General features: G+C 65.7%; 17 protein-coding genes and 1 tRNA gene. 7 read left to right on the top strand and 11 right to left on the bottom strand.

Annotated elements, in window-relative coordinates:
* Window positions 1–101: 101 nt before the first annotated feature.
* The gene (locus tag J6525_RS34750; RefSeq protein WP_225648038.1) at window positions 102–245 is read left to right on the top strand and encodes a hypothetical protein; all 144 of its coding nucleotides are present in this window, start codon (window positions 102–104) and stop codon (window positions 243–245) included.
* A 184-nt stretch (window positions 246–429) separates the two neighbouring features.
* Here the strand turns inward: J6525_RS34750 and J6525_RS34745 are convergent, their stop codons facing one another.
* Window positions 430–1,110 (bottom strand): AAA family ATPase, encoded by a 681-nt coding sequence (locus J6525_RS34745; RefSeq protein WP_028336032.1) that lies wholly within the window; start codon window positions 1,108–1,110, stop codon window positions 430–432.
* A 34-nt stretch (window positions 1,111–1,144) separates the two neighbouring features.
* Between J6525_RS34745 and J6525_RS47050 the strand changes: the two genes are divergently transcribed.
* Window positions 1,145–1,279, top strand: coding sequence for a hypothetical protein (locus J6525_RS47050; protein ID WP_256521274.1), 135 nt, complete (start codon window positions 1,145–1,147; stop codon window positions 1,277–1,279).
* A 13-nt stretch (window positions 1,280–1,292) separates the two neighbouring features.
* Here J6525_RS47050 and J6525_RS34740 read toward each other — a convergent pair whose 3' ends face one another.
* The 5 genes from J6525_RS34740 to J6525_RS34720 all read right to left on the bottom strand — a co-directional run bounded on the left by J6525_RS34740 (window position 1,293) and on the right by J6525_RS34720 (window position 3,708).
* Window positions 1,293–1,619, bottom strand: coding sequence for a hypothetical protein (locus J6525_RS34740; protein ID WP_018273595.1), 327 nt, complete (start codon window positions 1,617–1,619; stop codon window positions 1,293–1,295).
* 217 nt (window positions 1,620–1,836) lie between these two features.
* Entirely contained in the window at window positions 1,837–2,172 is a 336-nt protein-coding gene (locus J6525_RS34735; RefSeq protein ID WP_225648037.1) for a hypothetical protein, read from the bottom strand.
* A gap of 164 nt (window positions 2,173–2,336) precedes the next feature.
* Window positions 2,337–2,413: transfer RNA gene (locus J6525_RS34730), tRNA-His, on the bottom strand.
* A 190-nt stretch (window positions 2,414–2,603) separates the two neighbouring features.
* Window positions 2,604–3,038, bottom strand: coding sequence for a phasin (locus J6525_RS34725; RefSeq protein WP_225648036.1), 435 nt, complete (start codon window positions 3,036–3,038; stop codon window positions 2,604–2,606).
* 271 nt (window positions 3,039–3,309) lie between these two features.
* Window positions 3,310–3,708 (bottom strand): phasin family protein, encoded by a 399-nt coding sequence (locus tag J6525_RS34720; protein ID WP_225648035.1) that lies wholly within the window; start codon window positions 3,706–3,708, stop codon window positions 3,310–3,312.
* 354 nt (window positions 3,709–4,062) lie between these two features.
* Here J6525_RS34720 and J6525_RS34715 point away from each other — a divergent pair, with 354 nt between their 5' ends.
* Window positions 4,063–7,947, top strand: a complete 3,885-nt coding sequence (locus J6525_RS34715) for a histidine kinase dimerization/phospho-acceptor domain-containing protein (RefSeq protein ID WP_225648034.1) — start codon at window positions 4,063–4,065, stop codon at window positions 7,945–7,947.
* 162 nt (window positions 7,948–8,109) lie between these two features.
* Window positions 8,110–8,937 (top strand): metallophosphoesterase family protein, encoded by an 828-nt coding sequence (locus J6525_RS34710; protein ID WP_076829651.1) that lies wholly within the window; start codon window positions 8,110–8,112, stop codon window positions 8,935–8,937.
* Here J6525_RS34710 and J6525_RS34705 read toward each other — a convergent pair.
* Together J6525_RS34705 and J6525_RS34700 are read right to left on the bottom strand one after the other, a co-directional pair.
* Window positions 8,876–9,361, bottom strand: coding sequence for a Crp/Fnr family transcriptional regulator (locus J6525_RS34705; RefSeq protein WP_092085086.1), 486 nt, complete (start codon window positions 9,359–9,361; stop codon window positions 8,876–8,878). The two genes, J6525_RS34710 and J6525_RS34705, sit on opposite strands and share 62 nt — an antisense overlap.
* Before the next feature lie 131 nt (window positions 9,362–9,492).
* Window positions 9,493–10,287: an alpha/beta fold hydrolase gene (locus tag J6525_RS34700; RefSeq protein ID WP_225648033.1), complete on the bottom strand. Its 795-nt coding sequence runs from the start codon at window positions 10,285–10,287 to the stop codon at window positions 9,493–9,495.
* A gap of 155 nt (window positions 10,288–10,442) precedes the next feature.
* Between J6525_RS34700 and J6525_RS34695 the strand changes: the two genes are divergently transcribed.
* From J6525_RS34695 to J6525_RS34685, 3 genes are all read left to right on the top strand, one after another.
* Complete coding sequence (locus J6525_RS34695) at window positions 10,443–11,096, top strand: GntR family transcriptional regulator (RefSeq protein ID WP_225648032.1); 654 nt, start codon at window positions 10,443–10,445, stop codon at window positions 11,094–11,096.
* Complete coding sequence (locus J6525_RS34690) at window positions 11,093–12,622, top strand: aldehyde dehydrogenase (protein WP_225648031.1); 1,530 nt, start codon at window positions 11,093–11,095, stop codon at window positions 12,620–12,622. The genes J6525_RS34695 and J6525_RS34690 overlap by 4 nt, the downstream gene beginning before the upstream one ends.
* 78 nt (window positions 12,623–12,700) lie before the next feature.
* Window positions 12,701–14,068, top strand: a complete 1,368-nt coding sequence (locus J6525_RS34685) for an MFS transporter (protein WP_225648030.1) — start codon at window positions 12,701–12,703, stop codon at window positions 14,066–14,068.
* A gap of 58 nt (window positions 14,069–14,126) precedes the next feature.
* Here J6525_RS34685 and J6525_RS34680 read toward each other — a convergent pair whose 3' ends face one another.
* The 3 genes from J6525_RS34680 to J6525_RS34670 all read right to left on the bottom strand — a co-directional run bounded on the left by J6525_RS34680 (window position 14,127) and on the right by J6525_RS34670 (window position 16,762).
* On the bottom strand, window positions 14,127–15,110 hold the full coding sequence (locus J6525_RS34680) for a carbon-nitrogen hydrolase family protein (RefSeq protein WP_092085076.1): 984 nt from the start codon (window positions 15,108–15,110) through the stop codon (window positions 14,127–14,129).
* Between the two features lie 13 nt (window positions 15,111–15,123).
* Window positions 15,124–15,651, bottom strand: a complete 528-nt coding sequence (locus J6525_RS34675) for a tautomerase family protein (RefSeq protein WP_225648029.1) — start codon at window positions 15,649–15,651, stop codon at window positions 15,124–15,126.
* Between the two features lie 103 nt (window positions 15,652–15,754).
* Window positions 15,755–16,762, bottom strand: a complete 1,008-nt coding sequence (locus tag J6525_RS34670; RefSeq protein ID WP_092085072.1) for a GlxA family transcriptional regulator — start codon at window positions 16,760–16,762, stop codon at window positions 15,755–15,757.
* Window positions 16,763–17,254 lie beyond the last annotated feature (492 nt).

The raw sequence follows: 17,254 nt of genomic DNA, 5'->3' as shown, positions 1-17,254 counted from the left end.
CGAAGTAGCACCCGCGCGCAAATGCCCCCGAAATTCCAACCGGGATCTTAAAACCGCTCGCGTACAGCCTTCCGCATTGCCAAGACCAGCGCGGGGGCGTCGTGAATTCCAGGAATTTTGTTGCCGTGAGGCCGGGTGCCGAGCCGGGCTTTACGACCGAGGATATTTTATGGGCTGTCGGCATCTGGTCGGTGATCCTGACCCTGGCGCCGGTGATCGTGTTCTATCTGCTGATGGTGGCTTGAGGGCTGCCGCCGAATTGGTCATTCCGGGGCTCGCGAAGCGAGAACCTCAGATGCGCAATCGCGCATCGGGGAATCTCGAGATTCCGGGTTCGATGCTGCGCATCGCCCGGAATGACGTTCCATCAATCGACAAAAAACGCGCGAGTGCCGCGCGTTCTTTCCATTTCGAACGTAAGCGGCGTTGTTACGCCGCCTGCTTATGCATCGTACCGGACGCCGACGCCGTGCCGCGGATCGCCTTGATCGAGCGTTCGATCGCGGCCCACAGCCGATTGATCTCGGCGGCGGCGCGGCCTTCCGCATAATATTCGCGGGCGCCTTCGCCCTGGCCGAGCGCCATCAGCAGATCGGCGCGGTTGGTGATCTGGCCGCTCCACACCGGTGCGCGGAATTTCGCCAGCGCCTCGCGCGCGATCGCGACGATGCGGCTTTCGGCGCCGTCACGCTGCGCGGGCGCGCCGTTGATCACGACGGCATAGGGCTTGCGCATCGAGCGGCAGGTCTGGATGGTTTCCTGCACGGCGTTGACGTCGAACACGCCGGGCCGCGCCGGAATGATCACCATCGTGGCGTTCTTGATGGAGTCGTCGACCACGGCCGAGAGGTTCGGCGGCGTGTCGATGAACACCCACTCGATGCCGTCACGCTTGGCCTGGGCAATGATCCCGCTGACCGAGTTCACTGCCGTCTTGATCGCCGGCTCGTTGGTGCCGCGCAGCTTGTGCCAGAGAGTCAGCGAGCCCTGCGGATCCGCATCGATCAACAGACAGGGCTTCGTTGCCTTGTGCACTTGCGCGGCGAGGTGAGCAGCCAGGGTACTTTTTCCCGAGCCCCCCTTACGCGAAGCGAAAACAATCACGTTCATACGTTGGCCTCCAGATTGACCCCAGGAGGCGAAAATGAATCAGCACGCTGATTCGCGAAAGAAAAAATTTCTTGCAATCCGCAAAGTGGCCAAGATTACCGGTGCCTTTTGCTTTTTGAGTCACACCGAACTTATGACGCAACCCCAAATGGAAGCGCTAAGCGTTTGATTTGACTCAGTGCCTAGCGTTTTCCGGCAGCTTTCGCGCGCTCGCGCTCGATCCACTTGCGCTCGATCCAGCCGAGCAATTGCGCGGTCGGTTTCTGCAGGAACGGAACGTCCTGCGCGAACAAAAGGAGTCCGAGCGGCAGCATCCAGAGTCCGAGCACCGGCAGGAAGCTGAAGATGCCGCCGATGATCAGGAGGATCGCGAGCGGAATCCGCACATAGCGCGACGACGGCTTGCGCAGCCACGCGACGAAGCGCGCCGGCTTTTCCGGGAGCTTGGCTTCAAACCAGGCGAAGTGCCGATCGATCTCTTGCTTGTAGTATTCGCTCACGCGTCCCACTCCATCCGTTCCACAGGCGGAACGGATTTGGCAAACCACACAAGTCCCACAGATGATGCTGCGTGACAGCGTCACAAGGCGTCAGTCTGTCGCGCATCGCAGCCTTGAAATCGCGGCCTGGCGATCCAACGCCCGTTATCGCGCGAGGCGCATACCGGTTCGCGTGGTAACAACGCGTCCGGCTGGCGACGCTGGCATGCGCGCGATGAGAGCCTGTTCAGTGGGCCGGCTTCTTCGCCTTGTGCGATTTGGAGACCTTCCGCTTCGTAGCGACCGGCCGCCGCTCGACGCGTTCGCTCGCCCTACGCGGCTCCGGATCTGCGCGGAAGAACACGCGGCAGGCCGGCGACAGCTGCGCCTTGTTCCTGATCATGCAGGCCGTGATGCGATCGACGTCGGGAATCTCGGGGCTGCAAAGCCGGAACGCATCGGGCGTACAGGCCTGCTGCTGGTCCGGCGTGTAGGCCTCGCTTCGGCCCGGCAGCAACAGCGCCGCAAGAACGATGCTTGATATCAACGCAAACGAAAAACTCCTTGAACCGGCGATCCCCATGCATCCCCCCAAAGGTGTCACTAGGCGTCGTTAAGGCGTCGTGTCAGCCAGTTTGGGTGACGGGACAGAGAAGTGCAAGCGGACGCGATGACACGCCGGGCGATAAGGGCGAGCGACCTTGCGATGGTCTGATCTTGCGATGTAGCTCTGAGTGATCTTGCGGATGGTACAGTTGGGTGGGCTCGAACCACCGACCTCCTGTTCCACAGACAGGCGCTCTAACCAACTGAGCTACAACTGCATCCTGACGCGCGGCCCGCTCGAGCGGGGCGGCGATTTCGGGCGGAAACTAGGTGCAACGCCGCGCTTTGGCAAGGCCGTAACGCGCCGATTTCCGCTGTTATGTCGGGCCGCTTGACGGGCCCTTGGCCAGCAAAAAGGCCCGGACCGCTTCGGCCCGGGCCTTTCGCTGGTCTCCCAAACGGCAGCGATCAGGCGGCCGGCTTGTAGAGCTTCGAGGCGCTGGCCTTGATCGGCTCGGCGGTCTCGCTGGCGACCTTCTGGCCGAGCTCGGCCAGTTCCTTGGCCTGCGCGGTGTAGGTCTCGAACTGCTTGCGGGCGTGCGACGTCCACAGCTCGACCGCTTCGGTCGGCGACTTCACGCTGAACAGCTCCTGGGCGAAGTCGAGCGAGGAGGTGGTGTTGGCCTTGAAGAACTCGATCAGCTTGGCCGAATACTCGCTGGCGCCCTTGCTCACCGAGGTGAACACGGCCTCGACCGTCGAGTTGTGGGTCTCGGCAGCGTCCTTGAACTTGGCGTAGCTGTCACGGGCCTGCAGAACGCCCTTCTCGGCGAACGCGCGCATCTGCTCGGGAACTTCAAACGGAATGATCGAGGCGGAAAACGGATCGGACGGGTTGGTCATACGTGTAATCCTTCGCAACGGGTGAGTAGATGTGACCATTGCGGACGTCCCGGAGCCCATCAGGCCGGGAGCGCTGAAATGGATCACGCTGCCTTGATTCACGGGAGTGCCCTTCGTCGGGCGCGCCTAATAAACACCCATATCATGTCAATTTTGTGCAACGCAACGTAAGATCGCGTGCGACGCCACATTTTTTATCTGACGGAACAAAAGATTACCGCGGCCGACCGAGGCTGAACGCGCCGGGGTCGGCCGCGGCCAATGCGCCTCGTCAGTTCTTCGGCTTGACCGCGTCCATCGCGGCCCGGCTGACGGCCTGGCCCATCTCGCTGGCCTGCTCGGCGAGCGAGCGCATCTGGCCCTGCACATATTCGCTGTGCAGCCGCATCACGTCGCTGAGGTCCTTGGCCTTGAGCAGCGCCTCGGCGTAGTCCAGCGACGACTGCACGTTCTTTTCGGCATAGGTCAGCGCCTTGGCCGAAAGATCCTTGGCGCCGGCGCGCACCGTGGCGTTGCGCTCCTCGATCTTGCCGGCGGTGTCCTTGGCGTTGGTCACGAATTGCTCGAACGCCTTGCGCGCCTGCTCAAAACTCGCCTCCGCCATCGACCGCATATCCTTGGGAATCTCGAACTTGGGGATCTCGAAATGGTCACGCCCGTTGTCGCTCATGGTCGCTCTCCCTCGCTTGCTGATCGGCCCGCCGCTTGGCCCTGCGGGCCTAGGGCAAGATAGACGGCAGAATATATCGTGGCACTGCAATCGCAGGTGTGACGCGGCGCCGCCTGGTTCCGCATCGTGCGGCTCGCAGCAACCTAGCTTTGCCCGACAACGCCAAACGGCTGTGGATCGTTCAGCCAAGTTAACGTTATCCCGGCTTAAGGCTGGGCAGTTTCGCTGCGGACATGGACCTGCTGCCCCCCAGTTGCGATACTAACCTTCTGTTAAGGCTGTCGTCCTGCGGCTGCCGGGCCTTCGGCTGAGCTTAAGGAAGAAAGCCAAACCCATGCGGTCAAATCTTGCGTGATGAGTGACGCGGAATTCCAGATCCAGGCGCTCGGCGATGTCAGGCTGGCGGATCATGCGGCGGGCTCCCTGCCGGCATGGCTGTGGGGGGCCGACGGCGCGCGGATTCTCTGGGCCAACCCGGTCGGCGCGCAGGTATTCGGTGCCGCCAACGGCGCCGAACTGGCGAAGCGCGGCTTCGGCCCGGCCGATCCGCACCGCCGCCAGGTCGCGCGGCTCGGCCACAGCCTGAACACCAATGGCGCAGTCCGGCTGGAGCGGCTGCGCGGCTTCGGCGCGGCGCCCGGCATGCTCGCGACCTGCGGCTGCGCCCGGATCGACCTGCCGGACGGCAGCCACGGCATCCTGATGACCGCGCTCAACGCAACCGGCCGCGGCATGCCGCTCGCGGAACGCCTGCAGCGGCTGCTGCACGGCTTGCCGCGTCCGGCCGCCGCCTTCACCAGCGACGGACTTTTGGTCGCAACCAACGAGGCGGCGCGTGCGCTGCCCGGCCTGCACGACCTCACCGAAGCCGGTCTCGATGAGGCGCTGGCGCAGGGCCGCGCGGCGGCGAGCGTTGCGATCGGCCGCGTCGTGCTGCAGCGGATCGGCCGCGGCGCCGATCGCGCGCTGGTCGCGTTGATCAAGCCGGCGCCGCACCTCGCCGCAAAGCCGGCGGCGCCGATCGTGCCCGAGCCGGTTGAGCCGGAGACGCCGGCGCCCGAAGCCCCGGCCCCCGCAGCGCCAGCGCAGCAAGAGGCCATGGCCGCGGAGTCGCCGCCCGCACCTGCCGCTGTCGAACAAGCCGTTGCGCATGACGAAGCGCCCACGACGGCCTGCGCAGCACCGATCGCCTTCACACTGTTCGACGCGCTGGATCCGCAGTCGGAAGAGCGCGTCACGATCGAGCCGCTCGTCAGCGCGGCCAAATCCGAACCTGAGAATGCTGCTCCATCTGCCGCGGCAGCAGAGGCGGCGCACGTGGAGGCGCCCGTCGAGACCGCAGCTCTCGACACCACGCAAGACGAAACACCTGCCGCCGAGGAACCTCTGTCGGAAGCACTGATCGAAGTGCCGGACGGCGCGCAGATCGAGGAGCCTGCGCATCTTGCCCCGCCACTTGCGTCGGCAGAACTCACGCATTCAGAGCCGACGCCCGTCGAGCCTGCACCTCTCGACACCAGTTCCGGCGAAACTGCTGCCGTCGAGGAGCCGCTGTCGGAAGCGCTGATCGAAGTGCCCACGGAGACGCACGCCGAAGAGCCCGCGCCGGAGTCCGCGCCTGATCCCGCAGAGACGGCCAACACACGGGAAACATCGGCGCTGCCGGCCGATCCCGTCCCCTCGCCTTATGCGATCGCTGACACGCCGCAGCCTGTCGCCGAGCCGGAGCCCGCGACGTTGGCGCCGGTGCCACCACCATCCTGGCTCGACGAGCCGTTGCCGGTGCGGCGGCATCCGCTGCGCTTCATGTGGCAGATGGACCATGAGGCCCGCTTCTCGCTCGGCTCCGATGAATTCACCCGCCTGATCGGCCTGCACACCGCGGCGGGCTTCGGCCGGCTGTGGAGCGACATCGCCGAGAGCTTTGGCCTCGATCCCGAGGGCCGCGTCATGCAGGCGTTCGCCAGCCACGACACCTGGAGCGGCATCACGCTGCACTGGCCGGTCGACGGCGGCGGCCGGCTGCCGGTCGAACTGTCCGGCCTGCCAGTGTTCGATCGTGCCAGGAATTTCGCCGGCTATCGCGGCTTTGGTGTGTGTCGCGACCTCGACGGGCTTGCGCGACTCGCCGCATTGCGCCGCTATGAGTTCTTCAGCGGCACGGTCGCGCCACAATCGCTGTCGGCCGATGTCGCACCGGTGCCGCGCACCGTTGCGCCGCCCGGGCCCGCCGCGCCACAGGACAATCCTCCGCCGCACGCGGAGCCGCCGCCCGACACGACCGCAGCAGCACCACCCGAGGAATTGACCGAGCCGACAGCCGCAGAGACTTCACACCGAGCCGATCCGGATCACGCCGTGGAAACGCACGAGGAAACGCACGAAGTGCGTCACGACCCGCCACCGAATGTGGTGCCGTTCCGTCCCGCCGGCGACACCCGGCCGCCGTCGCTGACGCCGGTCGAGAACAACGCCTTCAACGAGCTCGCCCGTCAATTGTCGGCGCGGCTCGAGAACGAGGCCGGCCTCGCCGCGACGACGGACGACAGCGTGCCGGCCGAGCCGGTCGGCGAAGCGCCGCCCGCAAGCGAACCGCCGCAGCAAGCAGAGACGGCGCTGCAAGAGGCGGTCGCGCAGCTGGAGACGGCGGCGGAAACACCAAAGGCCAGCTGGCTGGCTGCGGCGGAGCCGGCGCCGCGCGCAGATTCCCGCCGCGACCGCGCGCTGCTCGATCTGTTGCCGGTCGGCATCCTGATCTACCGGCTCGACCGCCTGCTCTATGCCAACCACGCCTTCCTCTCGCGCATGGGCCATGACAGCCTGCACGCGCTGGAAGCCGCCGGCGGTCTCGACGCGCTCTATGTCGAGCCCGGCGTCTCGCAGGCGAGCAGCACGTCGGGCACCGGCACGCCGGTGACGATCTCCGCGAACCAGAGCACCGAGGACGGCGCGCAGTCGGTGTCCGCCGAGGCGCGGCTGCACACCATCACCTGGGACGACGATTCCGCGCTGGCGCTGATCTTCTCGCGCACGCTGGACGAGGATGCCTCGATCGCCGCCGCGCTGTCCGAGCCGGAGCCTGCGGCGGCCGCCGAGCCGCTGCTTGCGCCGGCTGAGCCGCAAGCCGGCCAGGCCGACGCCGAAGAGCTCGGCGCGATCCTCGACACCGCCGCCGAAGGCATCATCATGTTCGATGCCGACGGCAACATCCATTCCTGCAACCGCAGCGCCGAGGCGCTGTTCGGCTATGACGGCGACGAGTTCGTCACCCGCAAGCTCGCCGATCTGTTCGCGCCGGAAAGCCAGCACGGCATCTTCGACTATCTTGCCAGCCTGAAATCGGCCGGCGTCGCCAGCCTGCTCGACCATGGCCGCGAGACGCTCGGCCGCGTCCGCCAGGGCGGCATCATCCCGCTGTCGGTGACGATGGGCCGCACCCGCGCCGATGGACCGAACTTCTTCGCGGTGTTCCGTGATCTGTCGCAAACGAAGAAGAGCGAGGGCGAATTGCGCGAGGCGCGGCGGCTCGCCGAACGCGCTGCCAACGCCAAGTCCGACATGCTGGCGCGGATCAGCCACGAGCTGCGCACGCCGCTCAACGCCATCATCGGATTTGCCGAGGTGATGATCGGCGAGCGCTTCGGCGCGCTCGGCAACGAGCGCTATGTCGAATACATGAAGGACATCCGCGCCTCCGGCGAGCGGGTGATCGCGATCGTCAACGATCTGCTCGACCTGTCGCGGATCGAGACCGGCAAGCTCGACCTCGCCTTCGCCAGCCAGAACCTCAACGAGATGGTGGAGAGCTGCGTCGCTGTGATGCAGCCGCAAGCCAACCGCGAGCGCATCATCATCCGCACCTCGCTCGCCCACACGCTGCCGCCTGTGGTCGCTGACGCCCGCGCGTTGCGCCAGATCACGCTGAACCTGATCGGCAACTCGATCCATCTCGCCAATGCCGGCGGCCAGGTGATCGTCTCGACCGCGCTGTCGGATTTCGGCGAGGTGATGTTGCGCGTGCGCGACACCGGGCAGAGTCTCAACGACAACGAGGTCGCCGCCGCGCTGGAGCCGTTCCGCGCCCCGACGCCTTCAGATCAGGCCGGCTCCGGCGGCGTCAGCCTGTCGCTGACCAAGGCGCTGGTCGAAGCCAATCGCGCCAAATTCCAGATCCGGACCGGCGGCCGCACCGGCACGCTGATCGAGGTGACCTTCGCCCACGCCACAGCAAGGGCGTGAGCCGCGATCCGCCCTTCGCGCTCTTGCCGGCCGATTCCAGGACACTGCGAACATCTGTCGCGTCGGATCCGCGCGGCGCGGCATAGATCTTGCTGCGATTCGGCTTGTTTGAATTCATTGCCGTGCGGCCCCGCCCGTTTTCCGGGCATTCGGATTTCACCGATGCGCTGTCTTGTCGTCGCCGATCTGCATTACTCGTTGCCGCAGTTCGACTGGCTGCTGGCGGCGGCACCGCAATTCGATCTCGTGATCTTCGCCGGCGATGCGCTCAACCTCGGCTCGGCGGTCGATTTCCGCGCCCAGATCGTCGTCGTCACGAAATACCTGTCGCGGCTCGCCGATCTCACGCGGGTGATCTTCTGTTCAGGCAATCACGACCTCGACGAGCGCAACCCGGAGGGCGAGAAGATCGCGCGCTGGGTCGCGGGCATCAGGGAGTTCGGCGTCGCCTGCGACGGCGACAATCTGGCCATCGGCGACACGCTGTTCACGGTGTGCCCGTGGTGGGACGGCCCGCTGGTCAAGGCGCGGATCGACGATCAGCTTCGCGCGGCGGCCGCGATGCCGCACCGCCGCTGGGTCTGGGTCCATCACGCCCCGCCGGCGGATTCGCCGACCAGCTGGGGCGGCAAGCGCTTTTTCGGCGACGCCGAGCTGCTCGGCTGGATCGAGCGCCACCATCCGGCGCTGGTGATCTCGGGCCATGTGCATCAGTCGCCGTTCATCCAGATGGGCTCGTGGTTCGACCGGATCGGAGCGAGCTGGGTGTTCAACACCGGCCTGCAGCCCGGCCGGCCTCCGGTCTACATCGTGCTCGATCTCGCGCAGGACAAGGCGTTCTGGCTGGCCGCCGGCGATGCGCAGATGATCGATCTCAAGGCGCCGCTGTCGCGGCCGGCGGCTCCCGTGCGCGAGGCGCCGGACTGGCTCATATCCTTGGATCGGATTGCCGATCCGAGCCTGGCGCGACCTGCATCGGCGGCAGGTTGATCATGCTCTGCAGCACCTCGCCGACCATCGCCAGGTGGGTGCCGTGATCGGCATATTGGTGCATCAGGTCGGCAAGATAGGTCGTGGCGACATGAAGCCGTTGCGCCAGCAGCTGCGCGATCAGCAGCGCCACCGCCGGCTGCTCGCGCAGGAACGACGCCGCATCGTCGAACTCGTACAGGACGCAATCAGTGGCCGTGCGCACCTTGGCGCTGTGCGCCCGGTCGAGCAGCACACTCATCTCGCCGAACACCGCGCCGGGCTCGTCGATGACGGCGACCAGGCTGTCGCCCTTGACGACTTCCACCTTGCCCTCGAGCAGCACGAACAGATGACCGGTCTTGCCTCCCTCCTCGATGAAATCCGTGCCCGCCGGCAGGCTGCGCCTGCGACCGCCGGTGCAGTGATCAAGGATCGCTCGCATGTTTCATCTCCGTCTCCGGTCAGACTAGGCAGAGATGCTGTCGCGTCAAACGGCATTAGCTGGGCGTTCTGCCCAAATTGTCGGCACGCCGCCGCGTGACCCGCGGCGCGATCCAGCCGTTTGCGCGTGCCTCAGGCGGGCGCGTTATGCTTGATCGCCAGGAAATCGCCGATCGTATCGAGGAACAGTTTTGGCGATTGCAGTTGCGGGACATGCGCACATCCCGGAATGACCCTGAGCTTCGCTCTCGGCAGGCCGCCTGCCAATTCGTATGACATCGGCGGCGGCGTCGCCTCGTCATATTCGCCGACCACAACGAGTGTCGGTACCGTCACGCTGCGTAGTTCGGCACGAAGATCGAGGCTCGCCAGCGCGTCACAGGCCGCGCAGAACACGTTGAGATCGGTGCGCAGGAATGCGTCGCGGCGATCCTGCATCAGCGCGGGATGCTGTGCCTGGAAATCCGGTGCAAACAGCCGGCGCATTGCAATGTCGGTGATCGCGGCGAGCCCTTTCTCGCGTGAAACCCTGGCCATGTTGCGAAACGCCTCGCGGCCCGGCTCGGAGAATGCCGCACCGCTGTCGGCGAGGATCAGCCGGCTCGCGATCGCCGGGTGGCGGATCGCCATCTGCAGCGCGACGAACCCGCCATAACCATTGCCGAGCACGATGGCCGGCGTGCCATCAGCCGCATCATGCACCGCGTCCGCCATCCGGTCGGCAATCGCGGCAAGGCCACCCTCGACCGCGCTCGACCGACCGAATCCCGGTAGTTCCGGCACGATGGTCCGAAACGAGCGGGCAAGCTCCGGCACGATCGCATCGAAGCTCGCGCGATCCGACAGCAGCGAGTGAAACAGGACCAGCGGCGGCCCTTCGCCCGACTGGGCTGCGTTGACTGTGCGGTTGGCCAAAAGCCTTTCCATCGTCGCTCTCTTTCAAATCGCGCCCGAAATTCGCGCATTTGGGCTCCGAAGCGCCCCTGCGGACGATTGATAGATCAAATCATCCGGATTTCAAGGATTTCAGCTTGACGTGATATTTCACAAACTGCATTTTACGGGCAGGAGACTCAATAAAGATGATCCTTCTCCGCGAGAATATCTACGAAAATCTGCGATCTGATATTTTATTGTGTCAGCTTGCTCCCGGTGATGAAATACGAGAGCAGGATCTGGCGGAGCGTTACGCCGTCAGCCGCCAGCCGGTCCGGGACGCCCTCCTGCGGCTCGAGCGCGAGCACCTCGTGACGGTGCAGCCCCGCCAGGGCTACCGGGTCAATCCGATCTCGCTGTCCGACGCGCGCGATCTGCTGCGCTTCCGCCTTGCGCTCGAACCGGCCTGCGTCGCCGAAGCAATCGAGAGCGCGCCCGACAGCATCCTGAAATCACTCGATGAATTCCGCCGCTTCTCCGGCAGCCATGAGGACTTCATCACCTACAATCGCGGCTTCCACTCGGCGCTGGCGCACGCGTCGGGCAACCGCCGCATGGCGACCACGCTCTGCGACCTGATCGGCCAGGCCGATCGGCTGGTGCGCGTCAGCGTCTCCAATCTGAAGGGCCACGACCCGGCGAAGCTCGTGGCCGAGCATGTCGCATTGATCGACGCCATGCAGCAACGCGAGGCACGCACCGCGGCCCGCATCATCAAGGCTCACATCGCGGCGACCGAGAAGCGCGTGCTGCCGGCACTCAAGCGCAACGCCGTCATCGTCGAAGAGAGGTCATCATGAACATTCCGTCGAAGCCCGCGACGATCGACGTCGAGATCCACGGCAACTTCATCGACGGACGCGAGGTCGAGGCCGGAGACGGCGAGATGCTCGACGTCCGCAATCCCGCGACCGGCGACGTCATCGCCCGGATTCCGAATTCGACCACCGCGGATATCGACCGCGCGATGAAGAGCGCGCGCGCCGCGTTCGAAGGCAAGGCGTGGGGCGGGATGGACACGAGGGCGCGCGCCCGGCTCGTCAACAGGCTCGCCGACGCGTTCGAGGCCAATCTCGACACGCTGTACCGGCTGGAGACGTTGAACAACGGCCGTCCCGTCAACGAAACCCGCGCGCAACTGTCGCGCCTGCCGGATTTCTTCCGCTACTTCGCCGGACTCGCGTTGTCGCGCCGTGATTCCGTCATCCCGGTCGAAGGCGCGTATCTGAACTACACCCTGCGCACGCCGATCGGAATCGTCGCCAACTGCACGCCCTTCAATCACCCGCTCATGATCCTGTGCAAGTCGCTTGCCGTCGTGCTGGCGACCGGGTGCGTCACCGTGGTCAAGCCATCGGAATACACGCCGCTGACGACACTGAAGCTCGCCCAGATCTTCAGCGAGGCCGGACTGCCTCCCGGCGTCTTCAACATCGTGCTTGGCCTCGGCCAGAGCGCCGGCAAGATGCTCGCCGAGCATGGCGACATCAACAAGCTTGTGCTGACCGGCGGGACCGAAGCCGGCCGCATCGCGGGCAGCGCCGCGGCGAAGGTGTTCGCGCACCAGACCATGGAGCTCGGCGGCAAGACGCCGGTGATGATATTCGACGATTTCGACGTCGACCGCGCCGTCAACTACGCCGCGTTCGGCGCTTTCATCGGCGCCGGCCAAACCTGCGTTTGCGCGTCGCGCCATATCGTGCAGGCCTCGATCTACGACGAGTTCGTCGAAAAGCTGCAGGCCAAGACCCGCACCATCCGCATTGGCGATCCGTTCGATCCGAACACGCAGCTTGGGCCGGTGATCTCGGCGCGCCAGCGCGACCGCGTTCTCAGCTATGCGCGCTACGGTCATGAAGACGGCGCGCGGCTGCTCACCGGCGGCGTGGCCGCAAAGGTCGCGGGCCACGACAACGGCTTTTTCGTCGAACCGACCGTGTTCGCCGACGTCAAATCCGACATGCGGATCTTCCAGGAGGAGGTGTTCGGCCCCTTCACCTCGGTGACCCCCTTCAAGGACGAGGCCGACGCGCTCCGGCTCGCCAACGATTCGCCCTTTGGCCTCGCCGCCGCCATTCGCACCCGCGACGTCGCGCGCGCGCATCGCGTGGCCGCCGCGGTCAAGGCCGGGATCGTCTGGATCAACGATCACCACCGGCTCGATCCGGCCTCGCCCTGGGGCGGCGTTGACGATTCCGGCATCGGCCGGGAATGCGGCACCGAGAGCTTCGACGACCATTTCAACACCAAGAGCGTGATGGTCGCGACCCACGAACAGCCGTTCGATTGGTACCGCGACACGGCCAGCCAGCGCCGGTTGAACTAGCCGCAGTCGAGCAAAGCGGCAAACCGCCCACAGATGGCGGGCCGCATCACCGAGGAAACAGTCAAGGGGAGAGCGCATATGTCGACATCGGTCAATGCCGGGAGCCGCCTCGATCGGCTACCGATCGGACCATTCCACCGCCGGATCATGATCCTGATCGGGATCGGAATGTTCTTCGACGGTTTCGACATCTATATCGCCGGCACCGTGCTCGGCGTGACGCTGAAAACCGGGTTCTCGACGCTCGCCCAAAACGCCGCGTTCATCTCCGCAACCTTCGTCGGCATGATGCTCGGATCTTTCGGCACCGGCTTCCTCGGCGACCGTTACGGACGGCGTTTCACCTACCAGTTCAATCTGCTGCTGTTCGGCATCGCGTCCCTGGCGGCGGCGTTTGCGCCAAACATGGCCTTTCTGATTGCCTGCCGTTTCGTGATGGGCGTCGGTCTCGGCGCCGAAAATGTTGTCGGCTACTCCACGATGACCGAGTTCGTGCCGGCCCGGAGCCGCGGCAAGTGGCTCGGCTTCACCGCCGTCTGCGTCGTGACCGGCCTGCCCATCGCACTGCTGGTCGCATCAGTCGTCGTCCCGCAATTCGGCTGGCGCGCGATGTTTGTGCTGGGCGGCGTCGGCGCCTTGATCGTCTGGTACCTGCGCAAGTCGCTGCCGGAGTCGCCGCGCTGGCTGGAGGCGGTGGGACGCACCGCCGAGGCCGAGGCGCTGATGCAGGCGATCGAGAAGGAAGCTTCCCGGGGTCAGCCCTTGCCGGCGCCCGCGGCTGCAACGCCGGCACCGGTGTCGCCCGATCTCGCCACGCTGTTCGCTGCGCCGCTGCTGTCCCGCATGATCGTCGGCGCGGTATGCCTGATTACCATCAATACGCTGCTCTACGGTTTCGTGACCTGGCTGCCGGTGTTCTTCATCAAGCAGGGCCTGTCCGTCGCGACCTCGTTCGGCTACTCGCTGCTGATGGCGCTTGGCGCGCCGATCGGCTCGGCGATCGGCGCCCTGACCGCCGACCGCTGGGGCCGCAAGCCCACGATCATCGGCGCATCGCTGATCTCGATCATCCTCGGCGTCATCTATCCGATGATCTCGGATCCGTTCCTGCTGCCGGCCGTCGGCTTCGCGCTGACCGTGCCGATCTATGTCTTGGTCGCGCTGTTGTTCGGCATCTATATTCCCGAACTGTTCCCGACCGAGGTGCGGCTGCGGGCATCCGGCATCGTCAACACACTCGGTCGAGGTGCCACCATCGTGACACCATTCCTGGTCGTGATGCTGTTCGAAGCGCGCGGCGTCGCCGGCGTGATGGCCCTGATGATCGGACTGCTCATCGTGCAGATCATCACCGTATGGGCGCTCGGCATCGAGCCGCGGCACCGCAGTCTCGAGGAGCTCAAGGGCGAGGAATCACCATCCGCAATTCCGCAGGAAGCTTCGTGACACGGAGCGACCTTTCTCGCGACAGGCTCTGACGGCGCGGGTTGCCCGCGCCGTTCGGTCACTCCCACATCTCCGGCGTGACACGCCCGGCGAAGCCGCAGTCGATGACCCGCTCCTGCGGATTGCGATCGACGATCAGCCGCAGCAGGTCGGGGCGCGAATAATGGCCGCCGATATCGCACAGCGCCTTGGCGGCGAGCACGGCCTCCCGCGAGCCGTCCGCGATCAGGATGGTCTCGCCCTGCGCCGGACCGGCGATGACCTCGCCGCGCGGATCGATGATGACGCTGTCACCGCTGTACTCGATCGTCGAGAGTTCACGGTAGCGTTCCGGCGTGATTTCGTGCGAGCGCATGCCGCCGACCGCGATGACGTAGCAGCCGGCTTGCGAGGCGAACGCTCGCGACAGCAACAACTGCCGCGGCCAGAGCGGCGTCGGCGACGGTGGCGCCACCGCAGGCTCCCGCCCCGGCCACGCCGCGACGTGGATCTGCGTTCCCTGCGCGGCCAGCGCATAGCCGGGCAGCATGGTGTTGTGCTCCCAGCAATTGAGGCCGCTGATCCGGCCATAGGGCCGCTCATGCACGCGCATCCCCGCCGCGTCGCCATCGGCCCACACAGAGCGCTCGTTGAAGGTGGGCTTCAGCTTGCGATGGCGGCCGAGCAGCCGTCCCTCGCGGCCGATGAACAGCAGCGTGCAGTAGACCGTTCCCTTGGTCACGGCATCACGTTCGGCGACGCCGATCACGACATCGATGCCGGCGGCCTCGGCGGCGGCGCAGAGCCGATCGGTCGCGGGCGAGGGAATCTCGACCGCGTTGTCGAGATATTCGGCCATCGCGCGAAACGTGCTCGGCCCGGTCGGCGCGTGACAGAAGAAGGGATAGCCGGGCAGCCAGGTCTCGCCGAAGGCGGCGATCGTCGCGCCCATGGCGCCGGCCTCGCCGATCAGGCGGCAGGCCTTCTCCAGCGAGGCGTCGCGATCGAATGGCACCGCCGCGGCCTGGATCGCCGCGAGCCTGAAATGCGTGTCGGATGTCATGGTTGTGCCCGCGTCAGTCGACACCCTTGCGGACAGCGTCGAGCGCGCCCGCGAGCAGCTCCAGCGCCTTGACGCGCCGGCGTCGCGCCAGACGCGCCTCGCCGACCTTGCGCTCGTGCTCGCCGGCGATGAAGGCCTGGATGTCCGGCAGCGGACGAATGACGCCGCGGCTGCCCCACTGGCCGTCGGGGATCTCTGTCGGAAACACCCAGACCTGCGGCGCCACGTCCTCGAACGAACCGCCGGCGGCGCGTACCACCGCATCGGTCACGTCCTTCACCAAGGCCGCGCGCGAGGCTTCGGTGTACTGCCCCTCGGGGACCGTCGGGACGATGCGAAATCGTGGCGATGGCGACGGCCGGCCCGCCACATAAACGGCGGCCGGCCGATGCAGGAAGACAACGGTGACGCCTTGCGCAACCTTGTTCGCCGGATCGAACCCCTCGTGGCCGATCAGGATATCGCCGAGCTCCTTGATGAGCCGCGCTTCCGCTTCCGGCTTCAGGGCTCCTTCGGGAATTGTCACGTCGATCATCGGCATTGAGGCGACCTCCTGTTGTTGACAGGACGAGGTCTATGCGCGGCGTACTCCCGGCAGCAGTGGCAGTATCGCCAATCTTAGGGCAAATTCGGACACGGCGTTCTCAGCTCGCGGCGACCCTGCGCACGAACCGGCGCTGGTATTCGCGGGGCGAGAGCCCGGTTTCGCGCTTGAACAGACGACGGAAGGTCGACAGATCGTTGTAGCCGACGCGCGCGCTGACCGCGTCGAGCTTCAGCCGCGTGGTTTCGATCAGGCGCTTGGCCACGTCGACCCGCAGCGCTTGCAGATATTGCAAGGGCGCCTCGCCGACCGCCAGCTTGAAGCGGCGGTTCAAGGTGCGCTCGCTGACCGAAAGGTCGCGGGCCAGCCTGGCAAGGCTGAAGCCCTGTTGCAGCGACTTCTCCATCATGCTCTGCGCCCGCGCCACCAGCGCGTCGGAGTGCTGCGTGTCGGACGTGCGGCTGACATAGGGTGCCTGCGAGATGCGATTGCTGTCGATCAGCATCAGCTTGCCGGTCTCGGCGGCGACATCGGCACCGGCGAACTTCTCGACCAGCCGAAGCGCGAGATTGAGCGAGGTGGTCACCGCGCCCGAGCAGACAATCCGGTTCTGCTCGGTGAGGATCTCGGCAACGCGCAGATCGACCGCCGGATAGCGCATCGCGAATGTCCGTCCCTTCGCCCAATGGGTGGTCGCAACCCTGCCGTCGAGCAGGCCGGCCTCGGCGAGGATGAAGCTGCCGGTGCAATAGGACGCGAGCAGGGTACCGCGCTCATGCTGCCGGCGCAGAGCCGCGAGCAGCGGCTCGACGGTATCGAGGCGCTCGAAGAAACGTTCGATATCGCCGACGAACGGTCCCGGGATCACCACCGCGTCTGCCGAAGACCGCGCGCCGATCGGTCCATCGACGCCGATGACCTGGCCTGACGCTGTCTGGACCTGCCGGCCATTCAAAGACTCGACGCGCCACCGCAGCTGTGAAGGCATGCCGCTGCGACGTCGCGGCCGCTGCGCCGTCACCGAATTGGCGGCGGTGAACACGTCGACAATCCCCGCCACACCCGAAGCGAGGATGCCGTCATAGACCCAGATCCGGATGAGTGGCATGGCCCGTGTCCGATTTTGCACGTTATGGTGCAATTCTGCCATTGCATGGACGACCGGACAAGCGGGCGGCGGGCGCCGAATGTGCCGCGCCGTGTGGCTGCCCGACGGGCAACTCGGCACAAACCTGTCAACTCGGACAAACCATGTCGCAAGAATGCGGGCGTATGACTCACAAACCGTGCCGCACACTCACTGTCGTCCCTGCTTTCGCACTAGCGTGTCTACACGGTTTTGGGGCGCGACAGATTGACTCGGTGCAGCAAGAAGTGGCGTCTCTGCAGCATGTTGTATGATTCTCTCACTGGCGCTTTGATTCGAAGGAGCGCCAGCGATGCAGCCGGATTTGTCTTTGGGTGAGTTCGGGGACGTTCGTCTCGACAAAAGGGGGCGACGCTTCTCCGGGCTATGCTTTGCACGCGCAGCGTCTGCTTGCGCCAGATGGCCCGGGGCGATTGGGCTGCCAATATGGCGTTCTGGCGGTTTGTGAACAAC

Source organism: Bradyrhizobium australafricanum, from assembly GCF_020329495.1.
Taxonomy (GTDB): domain Bacteria; phylum Pseudomonadota; class Alphaproteobacteria; order Rhizobiales; family Xanthobacteraceae; genus Bradyrhizobium; species Bradyrhizobium australafricanum.
This window is presented reverse-complemented; position numbering and strand designations above follow the sequence as displayed.